The organism is Streptomyces sp. TOM-9 (assembly GCF_056858595.1).
Genome location: NZ_JBXEQB010000001.1, coordinates 6,903,298 through 6,928,570 on the forward strand (window position 1 = coordinate 6,903,298; position 25,273 = coordinate 6,928,570).

21 protein-coding genes and 1 riboswitch are annotated in these 25,273 nt (G+C 73.2%); of the genes, 13 read left to right on the plus strand and 8 right to left on the minus strand.

Going from position 1 to position 25,273, the window contains the following annotated elements; all coding sequences use genetic code 11:
* The first annotated feature begins 7 nt into the window (after positions 1 to 7).
* Both AC1VWI_RS32105 and AC1VWI_RS32110 read left to right on the plus strand, forming a co-directional pair.
* Complete coding sequence (locus AC1VWI_RS32105) at positions 8 to 889, plus strand: carbohydrate ABC transporter permease (protein ID WP_499514484.1); 882 nt, start codon at positions 8 to 10, stop codon at positions 887 to 889.
* A gap of 98 nt (positions 890 to 987) precedes the next feature.
* Complete coding sequence (locus AC1VWI_RS32110; protein WP_499514485.1) at positions 988 to 2,637, plus strand: glycoside hydrolase family 13 protein; 1,650 nt, start codon at positions 988 to 990, stop codon at positions 2,635 to 2,637.
* Positions 2,638 to 2,706: 69 nt separating this feature from the next.
* On the opposite strand, the gene AC1VWI_RS32115 is transcribed toward AC1VWI_RS32110, so the two are convergent.
* Positions 2,707 to 5,157 (minus strand): DNA gyrase/topoisomerase IV subunit A, encoded by a 2,451-nt coding sequence (locus AC1VWI_RS32115; RefSeq protein WP_499516970.1) that lies wholly within the window; start codon positions 5,155 to 5,157, stop codon positions 2,707 to 2,709.
* 206 nt (positions 5,158 to 5,363) lie between these two features.
* On the opposite strand from AC1VWI_RS32115, the gene AC1VWI_RS32120 reads away from it, so the two are divergent.
* Together AC1VWI_RS32120 and AC1VWI_RS32125 are read left to right on the plus strand one after the other, a co-directional pair.
* Positions 5,364 to 6,716 carry a M16 family metallopeptidase gene (locus AC1VWI_RS32120; protein WP_499514486.1) on the plus strand — a complete coding sequence of 451 codons (1,353 nt, stop codon included), beginning with the start codon at positions 5,364 to 5,366 and terminating at the stop codon, positions 6,714 to 6,716.
* A gap of 17 nt (positions 6,717 to 6,733) precedes the next feature.
* Entirely contained in the window at positions 6,734 to 8,104 is a 1,371-nt protein-coding gene (locus tag AC1VWI_RS32125; RefSeq protein WP_499516971.1) for a M16 family metallopeptidase, read from the plus strand.
* 70 nt (positions 8,105 to 8,174) lie between these two features.
* Here AC1VWI_RS32125 and AC1VWI_RS32130 read toward each other — a convergent pair whose 3' ends face one another.
* Entirely contained in the window at positions 8,175 to 9,020 is an 846-nt protein-coding gene (locus tag AC1VWI_RS32130; protein ID WP_499514487.1) for a class I SAM-dependent methyltransferase, read from the minus strand.
* A gap of 278 nt (positions 9,021 to 9,298) precedes the next feature.
* Positions 9,299 to 9,455: riboswitch (cyclic di-AMP (ydaO/yuaA leader) on the plus strand.
* Positions 9,456 to 9,470: 15 nt separating this feature from the next.
* Between AC1VWI_RS32130 and AC1VWI_RS32135 the strand changes: the two genes are divergently transcribed.
* Together AC1VWI_RS32135 and AC1VWI_RS32140 are read left to right on the plus strand one after the other, a co-directional pair.
* Entirely contained in the window at positions 9,471 to 10,235 is a 765-nt protein-coding gene (locus tag AC1VWI_RS32135; RefSeq protein ID WP_499514488.1) for a M23 family metallopeptidase, read from the plus strand.
* A 220-nt stretch (positions 10,236 to 10,455) separates the two neighbouring features.
* Entirely contained in the window at positions 10,456 to 11,148 is a 693-nt protein-coding gene (locus AC1VWI_RS32140) for a GntR family transcriptional regulator (RefSeq protein WP_499514489.1), read from the plus strand.
* 215 nt (positions 11,149 to 11,363) lie between these two features.
* On the opposite strand, the gene AC1VWI_RS32145 is transcribed toward AC1VWI_RS32140, so the two are convergent.
* The gene (locus AC1VWI_RS32145; protein ID WP_499514490.1) at positions 11,364 to 11,645 is read right to left on the minus strand and encodes an HPr family phosphocarrier protein; all 282 of its coding nucleotides are present in this window, start codon (positions 11,643 to 11,645) and stop codon (positions 11,364 to 11,366) included.
* 120 nt (positions 11,646 to 11,765) lie between these two features.
* Between AC1VWI_RS32145 and AC1VWI_RS32150 the strand changes: the two genes are divergently transcribed.
* Genes AC1VWI_RS32150 through AC1VWI_RS32165 form a run of 4 tightly spaced genes read left to right on the plus strand, consistent with a single transcriptional unit; the run spans position 11,766 to position 16,992 of the window.
* On the plus strand, positions 11,766 to 14,489 hold the full coding sequence (locus AC1VWI_RS32150; protein ID WP_499514491.1) for a bifunctional acetate--CoA ligase family protein/GNAT family N-acetyltransferase: 2,724 nt from the start codon (positions 11,766 to 11,768) through the stop codon (positions 14,487 to 14,489).
* 28 nt (positions 14,490 to 14,517) lie between these two features.
* A complete protein-coding gene (locus AC1VWI_RS32155) occupies positions 14,518 to 15,105 on the plus strand; it encodes a DUF5998 family protein (protein WP_499514492.1) in 588 nt (195 codons plus the stop codon).
* On the plus strand, positions 15,105 to 16,289 hold the full coding sequence (locus tag AC1VWI_RS32160) for an alkaline phosphatase family protein (protein ID WP_499514493.1): 1,185 nt from the start codon (positions 15,105 to 15,107) through the stop codon (positions 16,287 to 16,289). Before AC1VWI_RS32155 ends, AC1VWI_RS32160 begins: the two co-directional genes overlap by 1 nt.
* Before the next feature lie 58 nt (positions 16,290 to 16,347).
* Entirely contained in the window at positions 16,348 to 16,992 is a 645-nt protein-coding gene (locus AC1VWI_RS32165; protein ID WP_499514494.1) for a thymidine kinase, read from the plus strand.
* Here the strand turns inward: AC1VWI_RS32165 and AC1VWI_RS32170 are convergent.
* Positions 16,989 to 17,783 carry a VOC family protein gene (locus tag AC1VWI_RS32170; protein ID WP_499514495.1) on the minus strand — a complete coding sequence of 265 codons (795 nt, stop codon included), beginning with the start codon at positions 17,781 to 17,783 and terminating at the stop codon, positions 16,989 to 16,991. The genes AC1VWI_RS32165 and AC1VWI_RS32170 overlap by 4 nt on opposite strands.
* Positions 17,784 to 17,911: 128 nt before the next feature.
* Between AC1VWI_RS32170 and AC1VWI_RS32175 the strand changes: the two genes are divergently transcribed.
* Entirely contained in the window at positions 17,912 to 18,751 is an 840-nt protein-coding gene (locus AC1VWI_RS32175) for a sulfurtransferase (RefSeq protein ID WP_499514496.1), read from the plus strand.
* A gap of 76 nt (positions 18,752 to 18,827) precedes the next feature.
* Here the strand turns inward: AC1VWI_RS32175 and sepH are convergent, their stop codons facing one another.
* From sepH to AC1VWI_RS32190, 3 genes are all read right to left on the minus strand, one after another.
* The gene (gene sepH, locus AC1VWI_RS32180) at positions 18,828 to 19,925 is read right to left on the minus strand and encodes a septation protein SepH (protein WP_499514497.1); all 1,098 of its coding nucleotides are present in this window, start codon (positions 19,923 to 19,925) and stop codon (positions 18,828 to 18,830) included.
* Between the two features lie 331 nt (positions 19,926 to 20,256).
* Positions 20,257 to 21,579, minus strand: coding sequence for a D-arabinono-1,4-lactone oxidase (locus tag AC1VWI_RS32185; protein WP_499514498.1), 1,323 nt, complete (start codon positions 21,577 to 21,579; stop codon positions 20,257 to 20,259).
* Positions 21,536 to 22,783: an MFS transporter gene (locus AC1VWI_RS32190; protein ID WP_499514499.1), complete on the minus strand. Its 1,248-nt coding sequence runs from the start codon at positions 22,781 to 22,783 to the stop codon at positions 21,536 to 21,538. The genes AC1VWI_RS32185 and AC1VWI_RS32190 overlap by 44 nt, the downstream gene beginning before the upstream one ends.
* Before the next feature lie 149 nt (positions 22,784 to 22,932).
* Between AC1VWI_RS32190 and AC1VWI_RS32195 the strand changes: the two genes are divergently transcribed.
* The gene (locus AC1VWI_RS32195) at positions 22,933 to 24,066 is read left to right on the plus strand and encodes a ferrochelatase (RefSeq protein WP_499514500.1); all 1,134 of its coding nucleotides are present in this window, start codon (positions 22,933 to 22,935) and stop codon (positions 24,064 to 24,066) included.
* 29 nt (positions 24,067 to 24,095) lie between these two features.
* On the plus strand, positions 24,096 to 24,896 hold the full coding sequence (locus tag AC1VWI_RS32200) for an inositol monophosphatase family protein (RefSeq protein WP_499514501.1): 801 nt from the start codon (positions 24,096 to 24,098) through the stop codon (positions 24,894 to 24,896).
* 124 nt (positions 24,897 to 25,020) lie between these two features.
* Here AC1VWI_RS32200 and AC1VWI_RS32205 read toward each other — a convergent pair whose 3' ends face one another.
* Complete coding sequence (locus AC1VWI_RS32205; RefSeq protein ID WP_018561851.1) at positions 25,021 to 25,194, minus strand: hypothetical protein; 174 nt, start codon at positions 25,192 to 25,194, stop codon at positions 25,021 to 25,023.
* Between the last annotated feature and the right edge of the window lie 79 nt (positions 25,195 to 25,273).

A 25,273-nucleotide genomic window follows, 5' to 3' on the forward strand; every position in this document is an offset into this window, starting at 1 on the left:
ACCACCGATGAGCAGCAGCACCCGAACGCTGATATCGCCGACGCAGCTGGCGAGCCGCCGCGGCAAGATCGTCTACCGGACCGTCCTCGCCCTGGTACTGGTCGCCTTCACGCTGGTCTTCCTCGGCCCGCTGTACTGGATGGCCTCCAACGGCCTGAAGTCCACGGAGGAGTTCGCGCAGATCCCGCCCACCGCCTTCCCGCACGCCCTGCACCCCGAGAACTACAAGAGCGCCTGGGACGTGATGGACCTGTCCCACCTGCTGCTCAACACCCTCTGGTACGCGTTCGGGGCACTCGCCTTCCAGCTCGTGTTCGACGTGGCGGCCGCCTACTCGCTGTCCAAGCTCCGTCCGGTGCTGGGCAACGTGATCCTCGGGATGATGCTCGCCACGCTGATGATCCCGGCCACCGTCCTGGTCGTACCGCAGTACCTGACGGTGCTGGACGTGCCGGTCTTCCAGCGCAACCTGCTCAACTCGCCCTGGGTGATCTGGCTGCCGTCGGTCACCAACGCCTTCAACATCTTCCTGCTGAAGCGGTTCTTCGACTCGGTGCCGCAGGAACTGCTGGACGCCTCCTCCATCGACGGAGCCTCCCCGCTGCGCACCCTGTGGTCGGTCGTCCTGCCGATCTCCCGCCCGATCCTCGGAGTGGTCTCCATCTTCGCGATCGTCGGGGTCTGGAAGGACTTCCTCTGGCCGATGCTCACCCTGCCCGACCCGACGAAGCAGACGCTCAACGTCGGCATCTACTCGCTCGCCAGCGGGGTGCCGGAGAACTGGCTGGTCGCGGCCATCGCGATGGCCTCGGTGCCCACCCTGCTGATCTTCCTGATCTTCCAGCGCAACATCATGAGCGGCCTCACCGCCGGCGGCCTCAAGGGCTGAGACCCGGCCCCGACGGCCTCCGGCCGCACCCGTCCAGCACCACGCCGCCCGCCACGGGGCGGGCGGCGCGGTCCCAGCTGCCCGAAAGGACCAGTCACGTGGCAGACACCCACCCGGCCGAGGCCACCGACGCGTGGTGGCGCGGCGCCGCCATCTACCAGGTGTACGCACGCAGCTTCGCCGACGGAGACGGGGACGGCACCGGCGACCTCGCCGGGGTGCGGTCCAGACTGCCGTACCTGGCCGCGCTGGGTGTGGACGCGCTCTGGTTCAACCCCTGGTACCCCTCGCCGATGGCCGACGGCGGCTACGACGTCGCCGACTACCGGGCCATCGACCCGGCCTTCGGGACGCTGGCCGACGCCGAGAAGCTGATCGCCGAAGCACGCGCCCTGGGCATCCGCACCATCATCGACATCGTCCCCAACCACATCTCCGACCAGCACGTCTGGTTCCAGGCGGCCCTGGAGGCCGGGCCCGGCAGCGCCGAGCGCAAGCTGTTCCACTTCCGCACCGGCCGCGGCGAGGACGGCGAGCTGCCGCCCAACGGCTGGCGTTCGCAGTTCGGCGGCTCCGCCTGGACCCGGCTCCCGGACGGCGACTGGTACCTGCACCTGTTCGCCCCGGAGCAGCCCGACCTCAACTGGGCCCATCCCGCGGTGCGACGGGAGCACGAGGACGTCCTGCGCTTCTGGTTCGAGCGCGGCGTGGCCGGGGTGCGCATCGACTCGGCGGCCATGGTCGCCAAGGACCCTGACCTGCCCGACTTCGTGGAGGGCACCGACCCGCACCCCTACATCGACCGCGACGAACTGCACGACATCTACCGTTCCTGGCGCAGCGTCGCCGACCCCTACGACGGCGTGCTGATCGGCGAGGTGTGGCTGCCGGACACCGAGCGCTTCGCGCGCTACCTGCGTCCCGACGAACTGCACACCGCCTTCAACTTCGACTTCCTCGCCTGCCCGTGGGACGCCGGCCGGCTGCGCGCCTCCGTCGACGCGACGCTCGCCGCGCACGCGCCGGTCGGTGCCCCCGCGACCTGGGTGCTGGCCAACCACGACGTGACGCGTACGGTCACCCGGTACGGCCGCGCCGACACGGGCTTCGACTTCAAGACCAAGGCCCACGGCATCCCCACGGACCTGGAGCTCGGGACCCGTCGCGCCCGCGCCGCCGCCCTGCTGACCCTGGCCCTGCCCGGCTCGGTCTACCTCTACCAGGGCGAGGAACTCGGGCTTCCCGAGGTCGAGGACATCCCGGCCGAACTGCTGCAGGACCCGATGTACTTCCGCTCCGGCGGCACCGACCCGGGCCGTGACGGCTGCCGGGTGCCGCTGCCCTGGTCGGGGGACGCGCCGCCGTACGGCTTCGGGGGCGGGAACCCCTGGCTGCCGCAGCCGGCGGACTGGGCGCGCTACACCGCCGAGGCGCAGGAGAGCGACCCCGGTTCCCTGCTGAGCCTGTACCGGACGGCCCTGGAGCTCCGCCGCGCGGAACCCGGCCTCGGCGAGGGCCCGATGGACTGGCTCGACGGTCCCGGCGACGTGCTCGCCTTCCGCCGCGCGGGCGCCTTCGCCTGCGTGCTCAACCTGTCCGCGGACCTCGCCGCGCTCCCTGCGCACCGGCAAGTCCTGCTGGCCAGCGGACCGCTCGCCGAGGACGGCCGGCTGCCCCGGGACACCTGCGTGTGGCTGCGCCTGGACGACCCGGCAGGACCCGGCGGGGCGCAGGCGTACGCGTCCTGACACCGCGTACGCCGAGGGGCGCGGCACCCGTACCGGGTGCCGCGCCCCTCATCGCTGTGGACGTGCCGGTCACACCGGCCCGGCGACCACCGAGACCCGCTTGGTGAGGGCCACGCCCGAGCCGTCCCGGCGCGGGTCCTTGGGCGGGAGGTCGGCCGGCGCACCCGTGGAGGTGGCGGCACGGGCCGGGGTGCAACCGGCCCAGGCGAGGAGCAGCATGTCCTCGCCCTTCAGGAAGCGCTGGCAGCGCACGCCGCCGGTCGCCCTTCCCTTGCGCGGGAACTGGTCGAACGGCGTGAGCTTGGCCGTGCCCTCCTCGGCGCCTGCGAGCGTCTCCCGGGTCCCGGCGAGGGTGAAGACCACGGCGTCGGCCGAGGGGTCGACGGCGGTGAAGGAGATCACCTTCGCGCCGTCCGTCAGCTTGATGCCGGCCATGCCGCCCGCCGGGCGGCCCTGCGGACGGACCTGGCCCGCCGGGTAGCGCAGCAACTGCGCGTCGTCGGTGATGAAGACCAGGTCCTCCTCACCGGTGCGCAGTTCGACCGCGCCGACGATGCGGTCGCCGTCCTTGAGCGCGATGACCTCCAGGTCGTCCTTGTTCGCCGGGTAGTCCGGCACGACGCGCTTGACCACGCCCTGCTCGGTGCCGAGCGCCAGACCCGGCGAGGACTCGTCGAGCGTGGTGAGGCAGAGCACCTGCTCGTCCGCTTCCAGCGACAGGAACTCCGCGAGCGGCGCCCCGCCCGCCAGGTTCGGGGCACCGGAGGTCTCCGGCAGGATCGGCAGGTCGATCACGGCGATCCGCAGCAGGCGCCCGGTGGAGGTGACCATCCCGATGTCGGCCCGCGCCGTCGTCGGGATCGCCGAGACGATCACGTCGTGCTTGACGCGCTTGCCGTCGCCCGGGGCCAGGGCCTCGCCGTTCGCCGTACGGGCCAGCAGCCCGGTGGAGGAGAGCAGCACGCGGCACGGGTCGTCGGCGACCTCCAGCGGCACGGCCGCGACGGGGGCCGCGCCCGGCTCCATCAGCAGGGTGCGGCGCTCGGTGGCGTACTTCTTGGCGACCGCCGCCAGCTCGGCGCCGACCAGCTTGCGCAGCTCGGTGTCGGACTCCAGGATCCGGGTGAGCTCCTCGATCTCGGCGGTCAGCCTGTCCCGCTCGGACTCCAGTTCAATCCGGTCGAAGCGGGTCAGCCGGCGCAACGGGGTGTCGAGGATGTACTGGGTCTGGATCTCCGACAGCGCGAAGCGCTCGATGAGGCGCTCCTTGGCCTGGGCGGCGTTGTCGCTGGAGCGGATGATCGAGATGACCTCGTCGATGTCGACCAGGGCGACCAGCAGGCCCTCCACCAGGTGGAGGCGGTCCCGGCGCTTGCCGCGGCGGAACTCGCTGCGCCGCCGGACGACCTCGAAGCGGTGGTCGAGGTAGACCTCCAGCAGTTCCTTCAGGCCCAGCGTGAGCGGCTGGCCGTCGACCAGCGCCACGTTGTTGATGCCGAAGGACTCCTCCATGGGGGTCAGCTTGTACAGCTGCTCCAGGACGGCCTCGGGGTGGAAGCCGTTCTTCACCTCGATGACCAGCCGCAGTCCGTGCTCGCGGTCGGTGAGGTCCTTGACGTCCGCGACGCCCTGCAGCTTCTTCGAGCCGACCAGGTCCTTGATCTTGGAGATGACCTTCTCCGGGCCGACCGCGAACGGCAGCTCGGTCACCACCAGGCCCTTGCGGCGGGCCGTCACGTCCTCCACGGCCACCGTGGCGCGGATCTTGAACGTGCCGCGGCCGGTCTCGTACGCGTCCCGGACGCCGTCCAGGCCCACGATCCGGCCGCCGGTCGGCAGGTCCGGGCCGGGGACGTAACGCATCAGCGTCTCGAGGTCCGCGTTCGGGTAGCGGATCAGGTGGCGGGCGGCCGCGATGACCTCGCCCAGGTTGTGCGGCGGCATGTTGGTCGCCATGCCGACCGCGATGCCCGAGGCGCCGTTGACCAGCAGGTTCGGGTAGGCGGCGGGCAGGGCCACCGGCTCCTGCTCCTGGCCGTCGTAGTTCGGCGTGAAGTCGACGGTGTCCTCGTCGATCGACTCGACCATCAGCATCGCGGCGGGGGTCGTGCGGCACTCCGTGTACCGCATCGCGGCCGGCGGGTCGTCGTTGCCGAGCGAGCCGAAGTTGCCGTGGCCGTCGACCAGCGGCACGCGCATCGAGAACGGCTGGGCCATGCGCACCAGCGCGTCGTAGATCGAGGAGTCGCCGTGCGGGTGGAGCTTGCCCATCACCTCGCCGACGACGCGGGCGCACTTCACGAAGCCGCGCTCGGGGCGCAGCCCCATCTCGTTCATCTGGTAGACGATCCGCCGGTGCACCGGCTTGAGCCCGTCGCGGGCGTCCGGGAGGGCGCGCGAGTAGATGACCGAGTAGGCGTACTCGAGGAAGGACCCCTGCATCTCGTCGACGACGTCGATGTCGAGGATGCGCTCCTCGAAATCGTCCGGCGGCGGGGTCTTCGTGGTGCGGCGGGCCATCAGGGCGCTGCTCCTTCGGCTGGACCTCATCGGATAAGGACACGGGACTGTCGCGGACCATTGTGGACCGCCCCACCGACAGCCCGGACCACCCCCCCGCCTCATACGTGGCGGTGACGGGAACTTCGCGGGCCGTTTGTCCGCTGCCTAGAGTGGCAGGTCTCAGCACAAAACAACGAGTACGCGACCGGAAGGACAGCTTGCCCATGGGTCACACGGCCACGCCGGAGGCAGAATCCGGCGGCCTCACCGCGACCGAGCACCGCCTGGCCAACGGCCTGCGCGTCGTGCTCTCCGAGGACCACCTCACCCCGGTCGCCGCGGTCTGCCTCTGGTACGACGTCGGTTCCCGCCACGAGGTGAAGGGCCGTACCGGACTCGCCCACCTCTTCGAGCACTTGATGTTCCAGGGTTCGGCGAACGTCAAGGGCAACGGCCACTTCGAACTGGTCCAGTCCGCCGGCGGCTCCCTCAACGGCACCACCAGCTTCGAGCGCACCAACTACTTCGAGACCATGCCGGCCCACCAGTTGGAGCTCGCGCTCTGGCTCGAGGCCGACCGCATGGGCAGCCTGCTGTCCGCACTGGACCTGCAGAGCCTGGACAACCAGCGCGACGTGGTCAAGAACGAGCGCCGCCAGCGGTACGACAACGTCCCCTACGGCACCGCCTTCGAGCGGCTGACGGCGATGGCGTACCCGGACGGCCACCCGTACCACCACACCCCCATCGGCTCGATGGCGGACCTGGACGCCGCCTCCCTGGAGGACGCGCGCGCCTTCTTCCGGACCTACTACGCCCCGAACAACGCCGTCCTCGCGGTCGTCGGGGACATCGACCCGGAGCAGACGCTGGCCTGGATCGAGAAGTACTTCGGCACCATCCCGTCCCACGACGGCAAGCCGGCGCCCCGTGACGGTTCACTCCCCGGGGTGATCGGCGGGGAGCTCCGCGAGGTCGTCGAGGAGGACGTCCCCTCGCGCGCCCTGATGGCCGCCTACCGGCTGCCGCACGACGGCACCCGCGAGTCCGACGCCGCGGACCTGGCGCTGACCGTCCTCGGCGGCGGTGAGTCCTCCCGGCTGCACAACCGCCTGGTGCGCCGGGACCGCAGCGCCGTCGCGGCCGGGTTCGGCCTGCTGAGGCTGGCCGGGGCGCCGTCGCTCGGCTGGCTCGACGTGAAGACGTCCAGCGGCGTCGAGGTGCCCACCATCGAGGCCGCCGTCGACGAGGAACTGGCCCGCTTCGCCGAGGAGGGCCCGACCCCGGAGGAGATGGAGCGGGCGCAGGCCCAGCTCGAGCGCGAGTGGCTGGACCGGCTCGCCACGGTCGGCGGCCGCGCCGACGAACTGTGCCGGTACGCCGTGCTGTTCGGCGACCCGCAGCTCGCGCTGACCGCCGTCAAGCGCATCCTGGACATCACCGCGGACGAGGTGCGCGCCGTCGCCGCGGCCACCCTGCGGCCCGACAACCGCGCCGTGCTGGTCTACGAGCCCACGGGTTCGGCGGCCGCTTCCGGCGAGGACTCCGACGAGGACGAGGAGGGCGCGGACCAGTGACCGACGTCCACACCACCATGACGTTCCACCCGCAGCCACGGCCGGGCCAGCCCAAGCCCTGGGACTTCCCGGCCCCCGAGCGGTCCACGCTGCCCAACGGGCTGACAGTGCTGCGCAGCCGGCGCCCCGGCCAGAAGGTCGTCGCCGTCGAGGTGCTGCTCACGGCGCCGCTCGACGCCGAGCCCGAGGGCCTGGACGGCGTCGCCACGATCATGGCCCGGGCCCTGTCCGAGGGCACCGACAAGCACACCGCCGAGGAGTTCGCCGCCGAGCTGGAGCGCTGCGGGGCCACCCTCGACGCGCACGCCGACCACCCCGGCGTCCGGGTCTCCCTGGAGGTCCCCGCCTCCCGTCTCGACAAGGCCCTCGGCCTGCTCGCCGACGCGCTGCGCGCCCCGGCGTTCCCGGACGGCGAGGTCGAGCGGCTGGTGCGCAACCGCCTCGACGAGATCCCGCACGAGCTCGCCAACCCCGCGCGGCGCGCCGCCATGGCGCTGTCCAAGGAGCTCTTCGCCGCCGACCTGCGCTGCTCCCGGCCGCGCCAGGGCACCGAGGAGACGGTCGCGCGCATCGACGCCTCCGCCGTCCGTGCCTTCTACGACACGCACGTACGTCCGTCCACCTCGACGGCCGTAGTGGTCGGCGACTTCACCGGGATCGACCTGGAGGGGCTGCTCGAGAGCACGCTGGGGGAGTGGAGCGGCAAGCCCGCCGAGCGCCGCCCGCTGCCCGCGATCACCGCGGACGACACCGCGCGCGTCGTGATCGTCGACCGGCCCGGGTCCGTCCAGACCCAGGTGCTCATCGGCCGCGCCGGCGCGGACCGCCACGATCCCGTCTGGGCGGCCCAGGTGCTCGGCACGTACTGCCTCGGCGGCACGCTGACCTCGCGCCTGGACCGCGTCCTGCGCGAGGAGAAGGGTTACACCTACGGCGTGCGGGCCTTCGGCCAGGTGCTGCTGTCCACGCCCGAGGGCACCGGCGTCTCCCTGCTCGGCATCAGCGGGTCCGTGGCGACCGACGTCACCGCGCCCGCGCTGGCCGACACCTGGCAGGTGCTGCGCACCCTGGCGGCGGAGGGGCTCACCGACGAGGAGCGCGACGCCGCCGTGCAGAACCTGGTGGGCGTCGCGCCGCTGCGCTACGAGACCGCCTCGGCGGTGGCCGGGACCTTCGCCGACCAGGTCGAGCAGTCCCTGCCGGACGACTTCCAGGCCCGGCTCTACGAGCGGCTGGCCGTCACCGGCACGGTGGAGGCGACGGCCGCGGCCGTCAACGCCTTCCCCCTGGACCGGCTCGTGGTCGTCCTCGTCGGCGACGCCTCCGCCATCGCGGACCCGATCCGCGAGCTGGGCATCGGCCCGGTCGAGGTCGTCACGGGCGGCTGACCGGTAGCTCCACACCGCGGCCCCGGGTGCCCCTGCGGCGCCCGGGGCCGCGGTGCGCGGGGGTGCCCGTTCAGCGGCCCAGCCGGGCCGCCGCCACGTTGATCCGCATGCCGCACGGAACCCGTCCGCCGGCTCCGCTCAGGCCGGCGGCCCGATCCAGGAACACGGCGTGCAGCTCCTCGGTCGGCTCCTCGTCCAGGACCTCCATGTCGTAGAACGTCCCGGTGAGGGCGGACCAGACCTCGTGGGGCGTCCCGTCCATGGCGATGACGACCGTCTCCCAGGACAGCGGCGCGAAGCCCAGCGGTGCGAGGAGCCCGTCGAGCCCCTCCCGGCTCCGTGTCCTGCGGTCGCCCAGCCGAGGAAGGCGCCGCTTCGCCGCCTTGAAGTACGGCACGGCCAGCGTCAGGAAGAGCTCCACGGCCTCGCCGGGGACGGGCCCGCCGCCGACGGCGACGGCGAACGTGCCGCCCGGCGCGAGCACCCGGGCGGCCTCGGCCACGACCCGGTCGGCGTCCGACATCAGCATGAGCGCCATGTGGGAGACCACGGCGTCGAAGGAGCCGTCGGCGAAGGGCAGCTCCTGCGCACGCCCCTGCCGCAGGTCGGCGCCGGCCAGCGCGGGCCGCCGGCGGGCGAGGGCCAGCTCGCTCTCCGACAGGTCGACGCCGGCCGGAACCCCGGCCCCGCGCCGGGCGAGCAGTTCCAGCAGGGCGCCGTCCGCGCAGCCGAGGTCCAGGACCCGCCGGGCGCCCGCGACACGCTCGGCGAGCACCTCGTAACTCGTCCGCCCGTCGCGGGTGGGGGCGGCCTCGGTCCCCTCCGACTGACGCCCGGGCATCCGGTCGTGGAAGGCGCGCAGGAAGTCCTCGGCGGCGCGGGCGGCGTCGGTGGCCGCCCCTGGTGTCGTGGTCACCCCGTGACCCTACGTACGCGGTGCCGCCGCCGGGTCCCGTTCGGCCGGGCCGGACGGTGACGCCGGTCACCGCGGACCGCGCCATGGACGTGCGGGGGCTTCCCGGAGGGGCGCGCACCGCCGGGGAGCTGCGGCATCGCGGGATTGCGGACGGTTGCGACCGGTTGGCGGCCGGTGTGGCATCCCGCACATATTGCCGGATTTTTTTGGAGCCGGGAGCAACGCCTGGTTAACGTCCTCGGGTTGTCCGGCGGAAGCAGCCGCCTCCCGCGGCACCGGAGCAACGATCGCCGAGTCCCCGTCGGGCGTGAGCCTGGGGAGCCGGGGACCCACCTGAGATGTCCCTGGGGTGAATCGGGCGGCCTGCCGCCGCCCGTAGGAGACCTTCCTGCTCCGAACCCGTCAGCTAACCCGGTAGGCGAGAAGGAAGGAAAGGATCCCCGCCTGCCCATGGCGTCGTTCTCCATACGTTCCACCCTGGCCGGCGCCGCCGCGCTGACCACCGTCACCACCGGCGCGTTCGTCGTGCCCGCCGCGGCTGCCGACGCCAGGGCCGAGGGTTCCGCCTTCGCCCGCTGCGCCGCGGTCGCCGGGGACCTCGCCGCGCACCTCGCCGACCAGGCCTCGGCCCAGCACCGGGCCGCCGTCGTCGCGCGCAAGCGCCACGACGCCGATGTCGCGCGCGCCAAGCGCGTCGCCCGTGAGCGCGCCGCCAAGGAGGCCGCGGCCAAGGCAGCCAAGGCCAAGGCGGCCCGGGAGAGCGGCACCGCGCACGCCTCCCGGGGCGCCGCGAAGGGCCGCGGCACGCTCGGCGGCTGGATGCTGCCGGTCGCCGGCTCCATCGGCACCCCCTACCACGCGACGAGCAGCCTGTGGTCCTCCGGCTACCACACCGGCGTGGACTTCCAGGCCTCCGTCGGCACCCCGGTGCACGCCGCCGGCGCGGGCACCGTCGTCGAGGCGGGCTGGGGCGGCTCCTACGGCAACAACGTCGTGATCCGCCACGCGGACGGCATGTACACCCAGTACGCCCACCTGTCCTCGCTGGGCGTGTCCGTGGGCCGGACCGTCTCCGCGGGGCAGCAGATCGGCCTGTCGGGCGCCACCGGCAACGTGACGGGGCCGCACCTGCACTTCGAGGCCCGTACGGCACCGTCCTACGGCGCCGACGTGGACCCGCTGGCGTACCTGCGTTCCAAGGGCGTCCGCATCTGAGCCATTCCCCTCCCCCCACACGAAGGCCCCGGTTCCCCCCGCCGGGGCCTTCGGCATGCCGGCGCTTCCCGGCCGCGGGTGTCCAAAAATGCTCCATGAATTCAGGGCGGCCGTCGGAATCGGCGGCGTGCTGGAATAGAGTCGCGGCAGAAACGCCGGCTCCTCCGTTACGCGGGGATTAAAGGACGGCCGTCGGCGCGCACCGAAAGGAACCTGCTATGTGGGGTCGTACGTGAAGGGGGCCGGCGGCGCGGGCCGCCCGATTTCGGCCCGGGCGGTGTGCACCGCGATCCGTGACGACATCATCAGCGGGTTCTTCGCGCCGGGGAGCCGGCTGACCGAGGAGCAGCTGGCCAAGCGCTACGGGGTGTCCCGGGTCCCGGTGCGCGAGGCGCTGCGCACCCTGGAGTCCGAGGGCTTCGTGCGGACCCGCCGGCACGCCGGGGCGTCCGTGGCCGAGCCGACCGAGCAGGAGGCCGCCGACCTGCTGGACATCCGCGCCCTGCTGGAGCCGCTGGGCGCCGCGCGGGCGGCGCAGCGGCGCACCGAGGCCCATGTGAAGGTGCTGCGCGGGCTCGTCCGGCTGGGCCAGGAACGTTCCCTCCGGCGCCAGTTGTCCGACCTGCCCGCGCTGGACGGCTGGTTCCACGAGACGCTGGCCCAGGCGTCGGGCAGCCCGACCCTGGTGGCGCTGCTGACCCAGCTGCGGCACAAGATCGCCTGGGTGTACGCGGTGGACACCCCTGGGCGGGCCGTGGAGTCCTGGGAGGAGCACGGGGCGGTCGTGGACGCGGTGGCGCGCGGTGACGCGGAGCGGGCCCGGCGGCTGATGGCGGCCCATGTGGAGCGGGCGACGGCGGTGCACCGGCTGCGCCGTCCGGAGAGCACGGGGCGCGGCGCCGCGGCGCGGTGAGGAATCGGAAACACGCCGTACACACTTCGCGCGGCCGGGTTTAACAGAAGTGCCGTATACAACTTGGGGAATTGTGCGCGGGGTATTTCTGCGCCCTATTGTGCTGCGCGCTGCCCGAAAATGACTTCGCAATGGCGAAGGGGCGGGTCCGCGAAATCCGGCCGGATTTCACGCGCAGGCCCGCCCCTTTTGCCGCACCGCGGCTTCGCGCGCTGTCAGACGGTCTCGGGGAGCTCGTCCAGCCCTTCGGAGACGAGCTTGGCCAGGCTGTCCAGAGCGGCGTCCACCCCCTCCGCGTCGGAGGCCAGCACGACCTCCTCGCCGCCGGCCACGCCCAGGCTCAGCACGGCGAGCATCGAGGCGGCGTTGACCGGGGCCCCGTCCGCCTTGGCGATGGTGACGGGGGCGCCCACGGCGGTGGCGGCGCGGACGAAGATCGAAGCGGGACGTGCGTGCAGGCCCTCGGCCCAGCCGATGGTGACGCGGCGCTCAGCCATGGTGTTGCCCTTCGGGTCGTTCCTGGGAGGTCTAGACCAGTCTGCCATGCCTCGGACACCGGTCCGTCCCCACATCGTCGCACCGGTCCCGCGACCGGCAGGTGCCCGTACGCTTGGGCCATGACGACGCCGTCCGCCGCAGAGCGCGACTACCCGGTCCACTGGGAGGCGGACGTGGTCCTGCGCGACGGCGGGATCGCACACGTCCGGCCCATCGCGCCGGACGACGCGGGACGGCTGGTCAGCTTCTACGAGAAGGTCTCCGACGAGTCCAAGTACTACCGCTTCTTCGCGCCCTACCCCCGGCTCTCCGACCGGGACGTGCACCGCTTCACCCACCACGACTACCGCGACCGCGTCGGCCTGGCGGCCCTGGTCGGCGGCGAGTTCATCGCGACCGTCCGCTACGACCGCACCGACGACGGCGAGGCCGAGGTCGCCTTCCTGGTCCAGGACGCGCACCAGGGCCGCGGGGTGGCCTCCGCCCTGATGGAGCACATCGCGGCGGTGGCCCGCGAGCGCGGCATCCGCCGCTTCATCGCCGAGGTGCTGCCCTCCAACCGCAAGATGATCAAGGTCTTCACCGACGCGGGCTACACCCAGCAGCGCAGCTTCACCGACGGCGTCGTCCGGCTCGAATGCGACCTGGAGCCCACCGAGCAGTCCCTCGCCGTCATGCGCGCCCGCGAGCAGCGCGCCGAGGCCCGTTCCGTCCAGCGGCTGCTCGCCCCGGCCTCCGTGGCCGTCATCGGCACCGGCCGCCGGCCGGGCGGCGTCGGCCGCGGAGTGCTCCGGAACATCGTCGCGGGCGGCTACACCGGCCGCGTCCACGCCGTGAACCGCTCCTTCCCCGAGGAGCTGCGCACCCTGGACCCCGAGGGCGTCCCCGCCCACCGCTCCGTCGCCGAGATCCCCGACACCGTCGACCTCGCCGTGATCGCCGTGCCCGCCGACGACGTCGCCGAGGCCGTCGACGCATGCGGCCGGCACGGCGTCCTGGGCCTGCTGGTGATCTCCTCCGGCTACGCCGAGTCCGGCGCCGACGGCCGCCGCAGGCAGCGCGCCCTGGTGCGGCAGGCCCACTCGTACGGGATGCGCGTCATCGGCCCCAACGCGTTCGGCATCCTCAACTCCGCCGAGGACGTCCGGCTCAACGCCTCCCTGTCGCCCCAGACCCCGGACGGCGGACGGCTCGGCCTGTTCACCCAGTCCGGCGCCATCGGCATCGCCCTGCTGTCGGGGCTGCGCCGGCGCGGCGCCGGACTGTCGTCCTTCGTCTCCGCCGGCAACCGGGCGGACGTCTCGGGCAACGACATCCTGCAGTTCTGGTACGACGACCCGGCCACCGACGTCGCCCTGCTCTACCTCGAAACCCTCGGCAACCCGCGCAAGTTCTACCGCCTCGCCCGGCGCACCGCCGCCGTCAAGCCGGTCGTCGTCGTCAAGGGCGCCAGGCACTCGGCGGCCGCCCCGCCCGGACACGCGGTGCCCCCCGCCCGTATCCCCGACAGCACCGTCTCCGCCCTGCTGCAGCAGGCCGGCGTCATCCGCACCGACACCGTCACCGAGCTCCTCGACACCGGACTGCTGCTGTCCTGCCGGCCGCTGCCCGCGGGGCCCCGTGTCGCGGTCCTCGGCAACTCGGAGTCGCTCGGCCTGCTCACCTACGACGCCTGCCTCACCGCCGGGCTGGAACCGGGCCTCCCGCTCGACCTCACCACGGCCGCCGGCCCCGAGGACTTCCGGGCCGCCCTCACCGCCGCCCTCGCCGACCCCGCCCACGACGCCGTCGTGGTCACCGCCATCCCGCGCGTGGGCTCCGACCTCGGCGAGACCCCCGCGAGCAGCGACGACCCCGCGCTGGCCGAAGCGCTCCACGCCGCCGCGGACGAGGCCGGCACCGGCAAGCCCGTCGTGATCGTCCACACCGCCCTGGAGGCCATGGCCACCCGCCTCGCCGCGGTCCGCATCCCCGCGTACGGCGCCGCCGAGCGCGCCGTGAAGGCACTGGCCAGGGCCGCCGCCTACGCCCAGTGGCGCAGGGACGCCCAGGTGCCCGGCAGGGTGCCGGAGTTCGAGGACGTCGACGAGGCGGGCGCCTGCCAGGACGTCACCCGGCTGCTCGACGAGGCGGCGGAGCCCGCCGGGGACACCCACGGCGTTCCCCTCGACGACTCCGCGGCCGCCGCCCTGCTGGCCCGCTACGGCATCACGGTCCGGCCCACGCTGCCCGCCCCCGGGATCGACGCGGCCCTGGAGGCGGCCCGGCGGCTCGGCTACCCGGTCGCCCTGAAGACCACCGCGCCCCACCTTCGGCACCGCGCCGACCTCGGCGGCGTACGCCTGGACATCGCCGGCCCCGACGACCTCGGCCGCGCCTTCGAGGAGCTGACCGCCCGGCTGGGCAAGCCCGAGGAGCTGCACCTGGTCGTGCAGGCCATGGCACCGCGCGGCGTCGACACGGTCGTACGCGCCACCGTCGACCCGGCCGCGGGCGCCGTGCTCTCCTTCGGCATCGCCGGCGCCCCCTCCGAACTCCTCGACGACATGGCGCACCGGCTGGTCCCGGCCACCGACCGGGACGTCGCCGAGCTGGTCCGCTCCATCAAGGCGGCCCCGCTGCTGTTCGGCTGGCGCGGCGCGGAGCCGGTGGACACCGGCGCCCTGGAGGAGCTGCTGCTGCGGGTGTCGCGGCTGGTCGACGACCTGCCCGAGGTGGTCTCCGTCGACCTCGAACCGGTTGTGGTGGCCCCCGCCGGCCTCACCGTGCTCGGCGCCTCCGTGCGCCTCGCGCGGCCCCCGGCCCGCACGGACCTCGGGCCTCGTGCACTGTCGTCCTTCTGAACACGTGCTCCGCACTAGGATGGTCGCCATGGCGAAGACCGGTACGACGACCCAGGGGCTGCGCGCGGCGATCGAGCGCAGCGGCTACTACCCCGCCCTCGTGGCCGAGGCCGTGGAGGCCTCCGTCGGTGGGGAGGCGGTCGCCTCGTACCTGGTCCACCAGGAGACCACCTTCGACGCGAACGAGGTCCGCCGGCACGTCACCGTCCTGGTCCTGACCAGCACGCGCTTCATCGTCAGCCACACCGACGAGCAGAGCGCCGACGACACCTCCCCGAGCCCCTACGCCACCACCTCCACCGAGTCGGTCAAGCTGGAGCGGATCTCGTCGGTCGTGCTGAGCCGGGTCGTCGCCAACCCCGAGTCGTACACCCCGGGCACCCTGCCCCGCGAGGTCGTGCTGACCATCGGCTGGGGCGCGGTCAGCCGCATCGACCTGGAGCCCGCCGCCTGCGGCGACCCCAACTGCGAGGCCGACCACGGCTACACCGGCTCCTCCAGCGCCGACGACCTGAGCCTGCGGGTCAGCGAGGCGGGCGACGGCCCCGAGACCGTCCGCCAGGCCCTCGCCTTCGCGCAGGCGCTCTCCGAGGCGACCGCGGGCGCGGCCTCCTGATGGTCCATCCCGCCCCGTCCTACGAACCGCTCGACCCGTACGCCGCGCCCGCCCCGCGCTACGGCAGCGGCTCGCTGAGCGACCTGCTGCCCGCGGTCGCCGCCGGGCTCGGCATCACCGGCGCCCCGCGGACGGCGCTCGACCTCGCGCCCGCCGACCGGGTCTGCGTGTTCCTCGTGGACGGCATGGGCTGGGAGCTGATCCGCCGGCATCCCGACGAGGCGCCGTTCCTCACCTCCCTGATCGCCGGCTCGGCCACCAACAGCGGCCGGCCGATCACCGCGGGCTTCCCCTCCACCACCGCGACCTCGCTCGCCTCCGTCGGCACCGGGCTGCCGCCCGGCGCGCACGGCCTGGCCGGGTACACCGTGCTGAACCCGGACACCGGCGAGCTGATGAACCAGCTGCGCTGGCAGCCGTGGACCGACCCGTACGTCTGGCAGCCGTACCCCACGGTCTTCCAGCTCGCCCAGGCCGCCGGCATCGAGACCTGCCAGGTCACCTCGCCCACCTTCCAGCACACCCCGCTGACGAAGATCGCCCTCAGCGGCGGCACCTTCCACGGGCGGCTCACCGGCGAGGAGCGCATGGACCTCACCGCCGAGCGGCTCGCCGCGACCGACCGGGCGCTGGTCTACACGTACTACAGCGAGCTGGACTCCATGGGCCACCGGCACGGGGTCGACTCCGACGCCTGGCGCGGCCAGCTGATGATGGCCGACCGGCTCGCCCAGCGGCTCGCCGAGCAGCTCCCGCCGCGCAGCGCGCTGTACATCACCGCCGACCACGGCATGATCGACATCCCCTTCGACCCGGAGTCCCGGATCGACTTCGACGAGGACTGGGAGCTGCGCGCCGGCGTCGCCGTCCTCGCCGGCGAGGCCCGGGCCCGTCACGTCTACGCCGTGCCGGGTGCCGCAGCCGACGTGCACGCGGTGTGGAGCGAGGTGCTCGGCGAGCAGATGTGGGTGGCCTCCCGTGAAGAGGCGGTCGCCGCGGGCTGGTTCGGGCCCGTCGTGGAGGACCGGGTGCTCGGCCGCATCGGCGACGTCGTCGCCGTCGCCCGGGACGACATCGCGATCGTTGCCACCCGCTCCGAGCCGGGGGAGTCCACCATGGTCGGCCTGCACGGCTCGATGACCCCCGTGGAGCAGTTGGTGCCGCTGCTCGAAGTCCGCACCTGACGCACCGCCCTCCCTCCCCACCGCCCACCACCCCGCCCCGAAAGGCCGCCGCCTCCTCATGCCTGAGCTCGTGTTCTTCTCCGGAACGATGGACTGCGGGAAGAGCACCCTCGCCCTGCAGATCGAGCACAACCGCTCGGCACGCGGCCTGGAGGGACTGATCTTCACCCGTAACGACCGGGCCGGCGAGGGCGTCCTCTCCTCCCGGCTCGGCCTGGAGACCAAGGCCGTCGAGGCCGCCGACGACTTCGACTTCTACGGCTACCTCGTCACGCACCTGTCCGGCGGCGCCCGCGCCGACTACGTCATCGTCGACGAGGCCCAGTTCTTCACCCCGGACCAGATCGACCAGCTCGCGCGCATCGTCGACGACCTGCGGCTGGACGTCTTCGCCTTCGGGATCACCACCGACTTCCGCACCAAGCTCTTCCCGGGCTCCCGGCGCCTGGTGGAGATGGCCGACCGGATCGAAGTGCTCCAGGTCGAGGCCCTGTGCTGGTGCGGCGCCCGTGCCACGCACAACGCCCGTACGGTGGGCGGGGAGATGGTCGTCGAGGGCGAGCAGGTCGTCGTCGGCGACGTCAACCGCCCCGGCGCGGACATCGGCTACGAGGTGCTCTGCCGCCGCCACCACATCCGGCGGATGACCGCGGCCGCGGCGCGCGCGGCGGCGATCTCGCCGGACGTCCTGCCGGTCGACTAGCTGCCGCCGGCCCCCGGCTGCGGCCGGGACCGGATCACGGTGAAGACCGCGCCCTCGGGGTCCGCCACGGTGGCCAGCCGGCCGTACTCGGAGTCGCGCGGCGTGCGGATGACCGTCCCGCCCAGGTCCGTCACCTGGCGGGTGGCGGCGTCGGTGTCGGCGACCTCGAAGTACGTCATCCAGTGCGCCCCGCGGTCGCGCGGCAGGGCCCGGCCGACGCCGTGGATCCCGCCGACCGGACGGCCGGCGAGGTGGAGCGTGAGGTAGTCGAAGTCGGTGGAGACCACCGCGTCGGTCTCCAGCCCGAAGACCACCGAGTAGAACTTGCCGACCAGCGAGGTCTCCCGGGTGAGCAGTTCGTTCCAGACCGGCGCGCCCGGTACCCCGAAGACCTCGGTCCCGCGGTGGTGCCGGGCCTGCCACACCCCGAACACCGCGCCCATCGGGTCCGAGGCGACGGCCAGCCGTCCCGCGTCGTCCGCGTCCAGCGGGCCGACGCCCACCGTGCCGCCGCAGATCCGGATCAGCTCGGCGGTCTTGTCGGCGTCGTCCGTGGCGAAGTAGGTCGTCCACGCGATCGGCAGGTGCCGGTCCCTGGGCAGCTCGCCGATGCCGGCCACGCTCTTCCCGTCCAGCGTGGCGCGCACGTACAGGCCCAGGGAATGCGGACCGGGGTGGAACTCCCAGCCGAACAGATGGCTGTAGAACTCCTGCGTGGCCTCGACGCTGTGAGCCAGCAGGCTGACCCAGCACGGGGTGCCGTGCGGGTGGCGGTTCCCTACCTCGGTCATCAATTCTCTCCTGGGGAGCAACGCTCGGGCTTGCAGGGGACGTGCCACAGCGATGCTCGCACCACCGGGTGTGCCGCGGACCGGGGCCGCGCCGCAGGTTTCCCGCGCCGGGTGACCACAATGGGCTTATGCATCCTGTCATTACCGTAACCGAATTGGCCGCGCTGCCGAAGGGCGTCCCGGGAGGCGCCGCCCTTCTGGACGTCCGCTGGCAACTGGGCGGGCCGCCCGGCCGTCCCGCGTACGAGGCCGGTCACCTGCCCGGCGCGCACTACGTCGACCTCGACACCGAACTCGCCGGACCGCCCGGGGCGGCGGGCCGCCATCCCCTCCCGGACCTCGCGGTGTTCACCGCCGCGATGCGCCGCGCGGGCGTCGGCGCGGACCGCGACGTCGTCGTCTACGACGGCGGTCCCGGCTGGGGCGCGGCCCGCGCGTGGTGGCTGCTGCGCTGGGCCGGGCACGAACGGGTCCGCGTCCTGGACGGCGGGCTCGCGGCGTGGACCGCGGCGGGACTGCCTCTCGATGCGGACGTCCCCGCCGACGAGGAGGGCGACTTCGCAGCGGCGCCGGGCGCGCTTCCCGTGCTCACCGCCGACGAGGCGGCGGCACTGGCCCGCCGCGGCGTCCTCCTGGACGCCCGTGCGCCGGAGCGCTACCGGGGCGACACCGAGCCCATCGACCCCGTCGCCGGTCACATCCCCGGCGCGGTCAACGCCCCGACCACGGAGAACGTCGCCGCGGACACCGGCGTCTTCCTCGCCGCCGACGAACTCGCGGCGCGCTTCGGCAAGGCCGGTGCCACGCCCGGCGCCGAGGTCGGCGTCTACTGCGGCTCGGGCGTCTCCGGCGCCCACGAGGTGCTGGCCCTGGCGGTCGCCGGCATCCCCGCGGCGCTCTACGTCGGCTCCTGGAGCGAGTGGTCCACGGCGGGCCGCGACGTCGCGACCGGCCCGCAACCGGGCTGACCGGGCGCCGGCGGCTGGAGGCCGGCCCCTACGGAGGACCGCACCGGGGCACCCCCTGAGGGGCAGCGTGCCCCGGTCAGTCCTGCTTCTTGCGCCGGCTCCCGAAGACGATCTCGTCCCAGCTCGGCACCGTCGCCCGCCGTCCCGGACGGACCCCGTCCGCCTCGGCCTGGCGGTCGGTGGAGCCGACCAGCCGGTCGCGGTGGGCGCCGACCGAACGCGGCATCAGGACGTCGGCGTACGCGGAGCCCGCGCCCGCACTGGCGGCGGGGGCCGGCGGCGCCTCCTCCTCCGCCCCGGGCGTGTCGGGACCGTCTTCGGTGACCGCTGCCGCAGCCGGCGTGTCGGGCGTGACGGAGGGCGGCCCCGCCTGGGCCGGCACCACCATGTCGCCGCGGAAGCTGGGGACCGCCTCCAGGAGGCTGGTCAGGGAGTCGCGCTCCTCCTCCGCCCGCTCCTCGGCCGTGCGTTCCGCCCGATCGGCGCGGTCGGGCCGCTCCAGCGCACGGTCGCGCGGGAGCCGCGCGATCCGCGGCACGAAGGGGTAGCTCGGCTCCTGCGCGGCCTCCTGGGTCGTCTCCCCGATGAGCGCGCGCGCCTCGTCGTCCACGGCCTGGACGAGCCGGCGCGGAGGGTCGTACGTCCAGCTCGCGGAGTGCGGCTCACCGGCCACCCGGTAGACGAGGAGCACCTCCCAGGTACCGTCGTCACGCCGCCAGGAGTCCCACAGGACGCTGTCCTTCTCGGCGCCGCGCAGCAGCAGCCGCTCCGCGACGGCCTCACCGAGCTGCGGACCGGTGCTCTCGCCCTGACGCCGCACCGCGGTCTTGCGGGCCCGCTCGGCCATGAAGGCGCGCTCCGCCAGCACGGGGCCCTCGAAGCGCCGGACGCGCTCCACCGGGATCCCGGCGAGCTGAGCGACCTCCTCCGCGGTGGCACCGGCTCGTATCCGCGCCTGGATGTCGCGCGGGCGCAGATGGCTCTCGACCTCGATCTCGATCTGGCCCAGCCGCGCCCGGTCGTTGCGGATGGCGGCACGCAGACGTTCGTCGATCGGAAGCGTGTACTCCGTGCTGTCGGCAGCCTTGAGCACCAGCCGTGTGCCGTCGTTGCTGACGGCCACGACACGCAGTTCGGGCACGGTTACCTCCCGGGTGGTGCCTGCCGACGTCACGTGCGTCGCTGCTCCCGATGGACGAGTGTGACCTGCCCGGGTGCAGCCTGCCACAACCTTGCTGAGTTTCCCGGCGTGTCGGGCGTGTGCCGTGACTCGCCGTTATGGCACGGTTACCTATTCGCAACGCTGAGTGACCAAACGAACCACTCGGCGTCAAGTGTCTCCGGTTCGATCGACGGCACCCCGGGACGAGTGCGCCGTCTCCCCCCGGAGCCAGGATTTGTCACAGTACTCCATTTGGGCCACGTCGGTGGGGCGCCGCGCCGTCGAACTTCGCGCACGCCAAGGGAGTTGGGCCGGGATCTTCACAAAAACCACACAAGTGGAACTATTCGCCGAGCACCCGCCGCAGGTAGTCGTTGCGGAACAGCCGGTCCGGGTCCAGCCGGTCGCGCAGGGCGGTGAACTCGGCGAAGCGCGGGTAGACCTCGGCGAAGTAGTCCGCGTCCCGGGTGTGGATCTTGCCCCAGTGGGGGCGTCCCTGATGGGCGGTCATGATCTGCTCGACCGCCGTGAAGTACTCCTGGTACCGGCTGCCGCGGTACATGTGCACCGCGACGTACGCGGTGTCCCGGCCGGAGGCCGTCGACAGCGCGATGTCGTCCGCCGGGGCGACGCGCACCTCCACGGGGAAGCTGATCCTGAACCGCGAGGACTCGACCATGGACTTCAGCTCGCGCAGCACCTCCACCGCGGCCTCCCGCGGCACCGCGTACTCCATCTCCACGAAACGCACACGGCGTGGATGGGTGAACACCTTGTACGGGACGTCGGTGTAGGCGCGGGCCGACAGGGCCCGGCTGGAGACCTGGGCGATGCCCGGGATGAGGGCGGGCGCCGCCCGGCCCACGGCGCAGGCCGCCTGGAAGACCCCGTTGGACAGGAACTCGTCGTCGATCCAGCCGCGCACGCCCGGGACCGGGGCGGCGGGCCCCTGACTGCGGTTGTTCCGCTTCGTGTTGCAGCCGTCGGTGTGCGGGAACCAGTAGAACTCGAAGTGCTCGTTCTCCTCGACCAGTTGGTCGAACTCGGCGACCACCCGGTCGAAGCGCATGGGCTCCTCGCGCGCGGCGAGCAGGAAGAGCGGCTCGACCGCGAAGGTGAGCGCGCTGACCACGCCGAGCGCGCCCAGCCCGATCCGGGCGGCGGCGAAGACCTCGGCGTTCTCCTCCGCCGAGCAGGTGAGCACCGAACCGTCGGCGAGCACCAGTTCCAGCGCCTTGATCTGGGCGGCTATGGAGCCCGAGTCGCGGCCCGTGCCGTGGGTTCCGGTGCTGGTCGCGCCGGCCACGGTCTGTTCCATGATGTCGCCCATGTTCGTGAGCGACAGGCCTTCGGCGGCGAGCAGCGCGTTGAGGTGCTTGAGCTGGACGCCCGCCTCCACCGTGACCGTGCCGGCCTCGCGGTCGACGCGCCGCACCGCGGTCATCCGCTCGGGCCGGATCAGGACGCCCGAGGTCGCCGCCGTCGAGGTGAAGGAGTGCCCGGTGCCGACCGCCTTGGCCGGGAGCCCGTCCGCCGCCGCCTTGCGCACCACGGCGGCCAGTTCGTCCACCGAGGCGGGTGACTCGGTCCGCGCGGGCAGGGCCCGCACGTTGCCCGCCCAGTTACGCCATGTGGCCTTCCCGGCGGTCCTGTTCGTCGTAGCCATGCGCACGCGTCCCCTCCAGCTCAGGCGCCGGCTCCAGCCGGCGGTACCCCAGGAAGGCCGCCACCACGGCGAGCGCCGCGGCGGAGGCGGGCACCGCGAACGCGGCCCGGGCCCCCGCCGCGTCGACCACCCACCCGGCCGCAGAGGCGCCGAGCGCCACACCGACCGCGAGCCCCGTGCTCGTCCACGTCATGCCCTCGGTCAGCTTCGCGCGCGGTACCAACTGCTCGACGAGCGCCATGGTGGTGACCATCGTCGGTGCGATGGACAGGCCCGCGACGAACAGCGCCACGGCCAGGAACGGCAAGTTCCCGACCAGTAGTGGCGGGATCATACTCACGGCCATGGCCGCCACGCCCAGGAGGAAGCGGCGGGAGGCCGTTCCCGTCGGCTTCATCAGGCCGAAAAGCACCCCCGCGAGGCAGGAACCCGCCGCGTACACCGCCAGCACCACGCTGGCCGCGGCCTTGTGGCCCTGCTCCTCGGCGAAGGCCACGGTGTTCACGTCCACGGCACCGAAGAGCGCCCCGGTCGCGACGAAGGTCAGCACGAGCACCTGCAGCCCGCGGGAGCGCAGCGCGGAGCCGGGGGTGTGCTGTTCGCGCGGGTGGGGCGGCGGTTCGGTGGCGCGCTGCGCGCTCAGCAGCCACACCCCGGCCGCCAGGAAGAGCACGGCCAGCAGCGGCCCCGCCTCCGGGAACCAGATCGTGCACAGCCCGATCGACAGGATCGGGCCCACGATGAAGCAGACCTCGTCGACGACGGACTCGAAGGAGTAGGCGGTGTGCAGCAGCGCGGGCGACCCGCGGTGGATCATGGCCCACCGCGCCCGCACCATGGCGCCCAGGCTCGGGGTCGTCCCCGCCGGCGCGACGCAGACGAAGAGCGCCCAGTCCGGAGCCCCGGTCCGTACGCACACCAGCAGGCCCGCCACCGCCAGCACCGTCACCCCGGCCGCCGGGCGCAGCACCCTGCGCTGGCCGTACCGGTCGACCAGGCGGGAGACCTGCGGACCCAGCGCCGCCCCGGCCAGCGCCAGGGTGGCCGCCAGGGCGCCCGCGATCCCGTAGCGGCCGGTGACCTGGGACATCATCGTCACGATGCCGATGCCGAGCATGGACAGCGGCATCCGGCCGATGAAGCCCGCCGCCGAGAAACCCCTGGTCCCCGGAGTGGAGAAGATCGCGCGATAGGGACTGGGCACAGGGCGCTCCAACGGCTTCGTCGCCGATGTTCGGGGGCTGAGGTGGGGGCGGGGGTAAGGAATGTGACTGCGTCACACAGCTTACAAAGGGAGCGCAAGCGAATTTTCCCGGTTCTTCGGCCGTCACCCCCGGGTGGCAGGATCGGAACATGTCCGATCACACCGAGGCCGGCACCGCCACTCCGTACGACGCACTGCTCCTGCTGTCCTTCGGGGGGCCCGAGGGGCCCGACGACGTCGTCCCCTTCCTGGAGAACGTCACGCGCGGCCGTGGCATCCCCCGTGAGCGCCTGAAGGAGGTGGGGCAGCACTACTTCCTCTTCGGCGGGGTCAGCCCCATCAACGCGCAGAACCGCGAGCTGCTGGAGGCGCTGCGCAAGGACTTCGCCGAGCACGGCCTCGACCTGCCCGTGTACTGGGGCAACCGCAACTGGTCGCCCTACCTCATCGACACGCTGCGCGAGCTGACCGGGGACGGCCACCGCCGGGTCCTGGTCCTGGCCACCAGCGCGTACGCCTCCTACTCCGGCTGCCGGCAGTACCGCGAGAACCTCGCCGACTCCCTGGCCGCCCTCGAGGCCGAAGGACACCCCGTCCCCCGCGTGGACAAGCTGCGGCACTACTTCAACCACCCCGGCTTCGTCCGGCCCATGGCCGACGCGGTGCTGACCGCCCTCGCCACGCTGCCCGAGGACGTCCGGGACGGGGCGCACCTGGCGTTCACCACCCACTCGATCCCCACCGCGGCCGCCGACACCTCGGGCCGGCCCGAGGAGCACACCGAGGACGGAGCCGGCGGCGCCTACGTCGCCGAGCACCTGGACACCGCCCGGGTGATCGCCGACGCCGTCCGCGAGGCCACCGGCACCGACCGCCCGTGGAAGCTGGTCTACCAGTCCCGCAGCGGCGCCCCCCACATCCCGTGGCTGGAGCCCGACATCTGCGACCACCTGGAGGAGCTGCACGCCGCCGGCGCCCCCGCCGCCGTCATGGTGCCGATCGGCTTCGTCTCCGACCACATGGAGGTCAAGTACGACCTCGACACCGAGGCGACCGCCAAGGCCGCGGAACTGGGCCTGCCCGTATCCCGCGCCGCCACCGTGGGCGCGGACCCGCGCTTCGCGGCCGCCGTGCGCGAGCTGGTGCTGGAGCGCGCCGCCACCGAGCGGGGCCTGACCCCCGAGCGGTGCGCGCTGGGCGCGCTCGGGCCCAGCCACGACGTGTGCCCCGTGGGCTGCTGCCCGGCGCGCAGCCCGCGGCCCGCTGCCGCGGGCGCCGAGTGACCGACGTACCCGAACGCACGAGGAGTACCGTGAACGACCACCTCAAGGACGAACTCCTGGCCGTGGCCCTCGAGGCCGCCCGCAGGGCGGGCGAGCTGCTGCGCGACGGCCGCCCGGCCGACCTCGGTGTGGCCGCCACCAAGAGCAGCCCGATCGACGTCGTCACCGAGATGGACATCGCCGCGGAGAAGCTGATCGCCTCCTTCATCATCGAGCGCCGCCCGGACGACGGGCTCCTGGGCGAGGAGGGCGCCAGCACCCCGGGCACCAGCGGGGTCCGGTGGGTGATCGACCCGCTGGACGGCACCGTGAACTACCTGTACGGCCTGCCGTCGTGGGCCGTGAGCATCGCGGCCGAGCGGGACGGCGAGACGCTCGTCGGGGTCGTCGAGGCCCCGATGCGCGGCGAGAGCTACCGCGCGGTGCTGGGCCGGGGTGCGTGGGTCGGCGACCGGCCGGCGGCCGTGCGCCCTGCGCCGCCGATGGACCAGGCGCTGATCGGCACCGGCTTCGGCTACCTGCAGGAGCGCCGCGAGGGCCAGGCGAGGGTGCTGCGCGAGCTGGTGCCGCAGGTGCGGGACATACGCCGCGGCGGATCCGCCGCCATCGACCTGTGCGACGTGGGCTGCGGCCGCCTCAACGGCTACTACGAGCGCGGCCTGAACCCGTGGGACTACACGGCGGGCGCGCTGTTCGCCCGCGAGGCCGGAGCCCTGACCGGCGGCCGCCCCGGGGTGCCGGAGTCCACTGAGCTCACCGTGGCGGCCCCGCCGGGACTGTTCGAGCCCCTGCAGCGCCGGCTCGACGAACTCGGCGCCTGGCACGACTGAGGGCCGCTGACGCCCCCCGTGACGGCCGGCCGCCCCGTGCGCAACCGGCGGCGGGCACGCGAACGCCCCGGCACCTGTCCAGGTGTCCGGGGCGCGGCGTTCGGCTGTGCCGCCCTGGGCGATCTCAGGCGATCTTGGGCAGCACCTGGACGCCGTGCTCGGCGGCGAGGCGGCGCAGGTCGGCCAGTTCGGCCTCCTCGACCTCGGCCAGGAACTCGTCCCCGTCCTCACGGGCGCGCAGAAGGTCCGATTCGGTGCTGTGTATGCGCTGCAGGATTCCAGTGGTGAATGCGTCCATCAGGTGGCGCCCCCTCGTCGTCGTGGGTTGACACAGGGATATTCGGGGTCGTGCGATGTGCGGGGTCGTTCACAGGTCT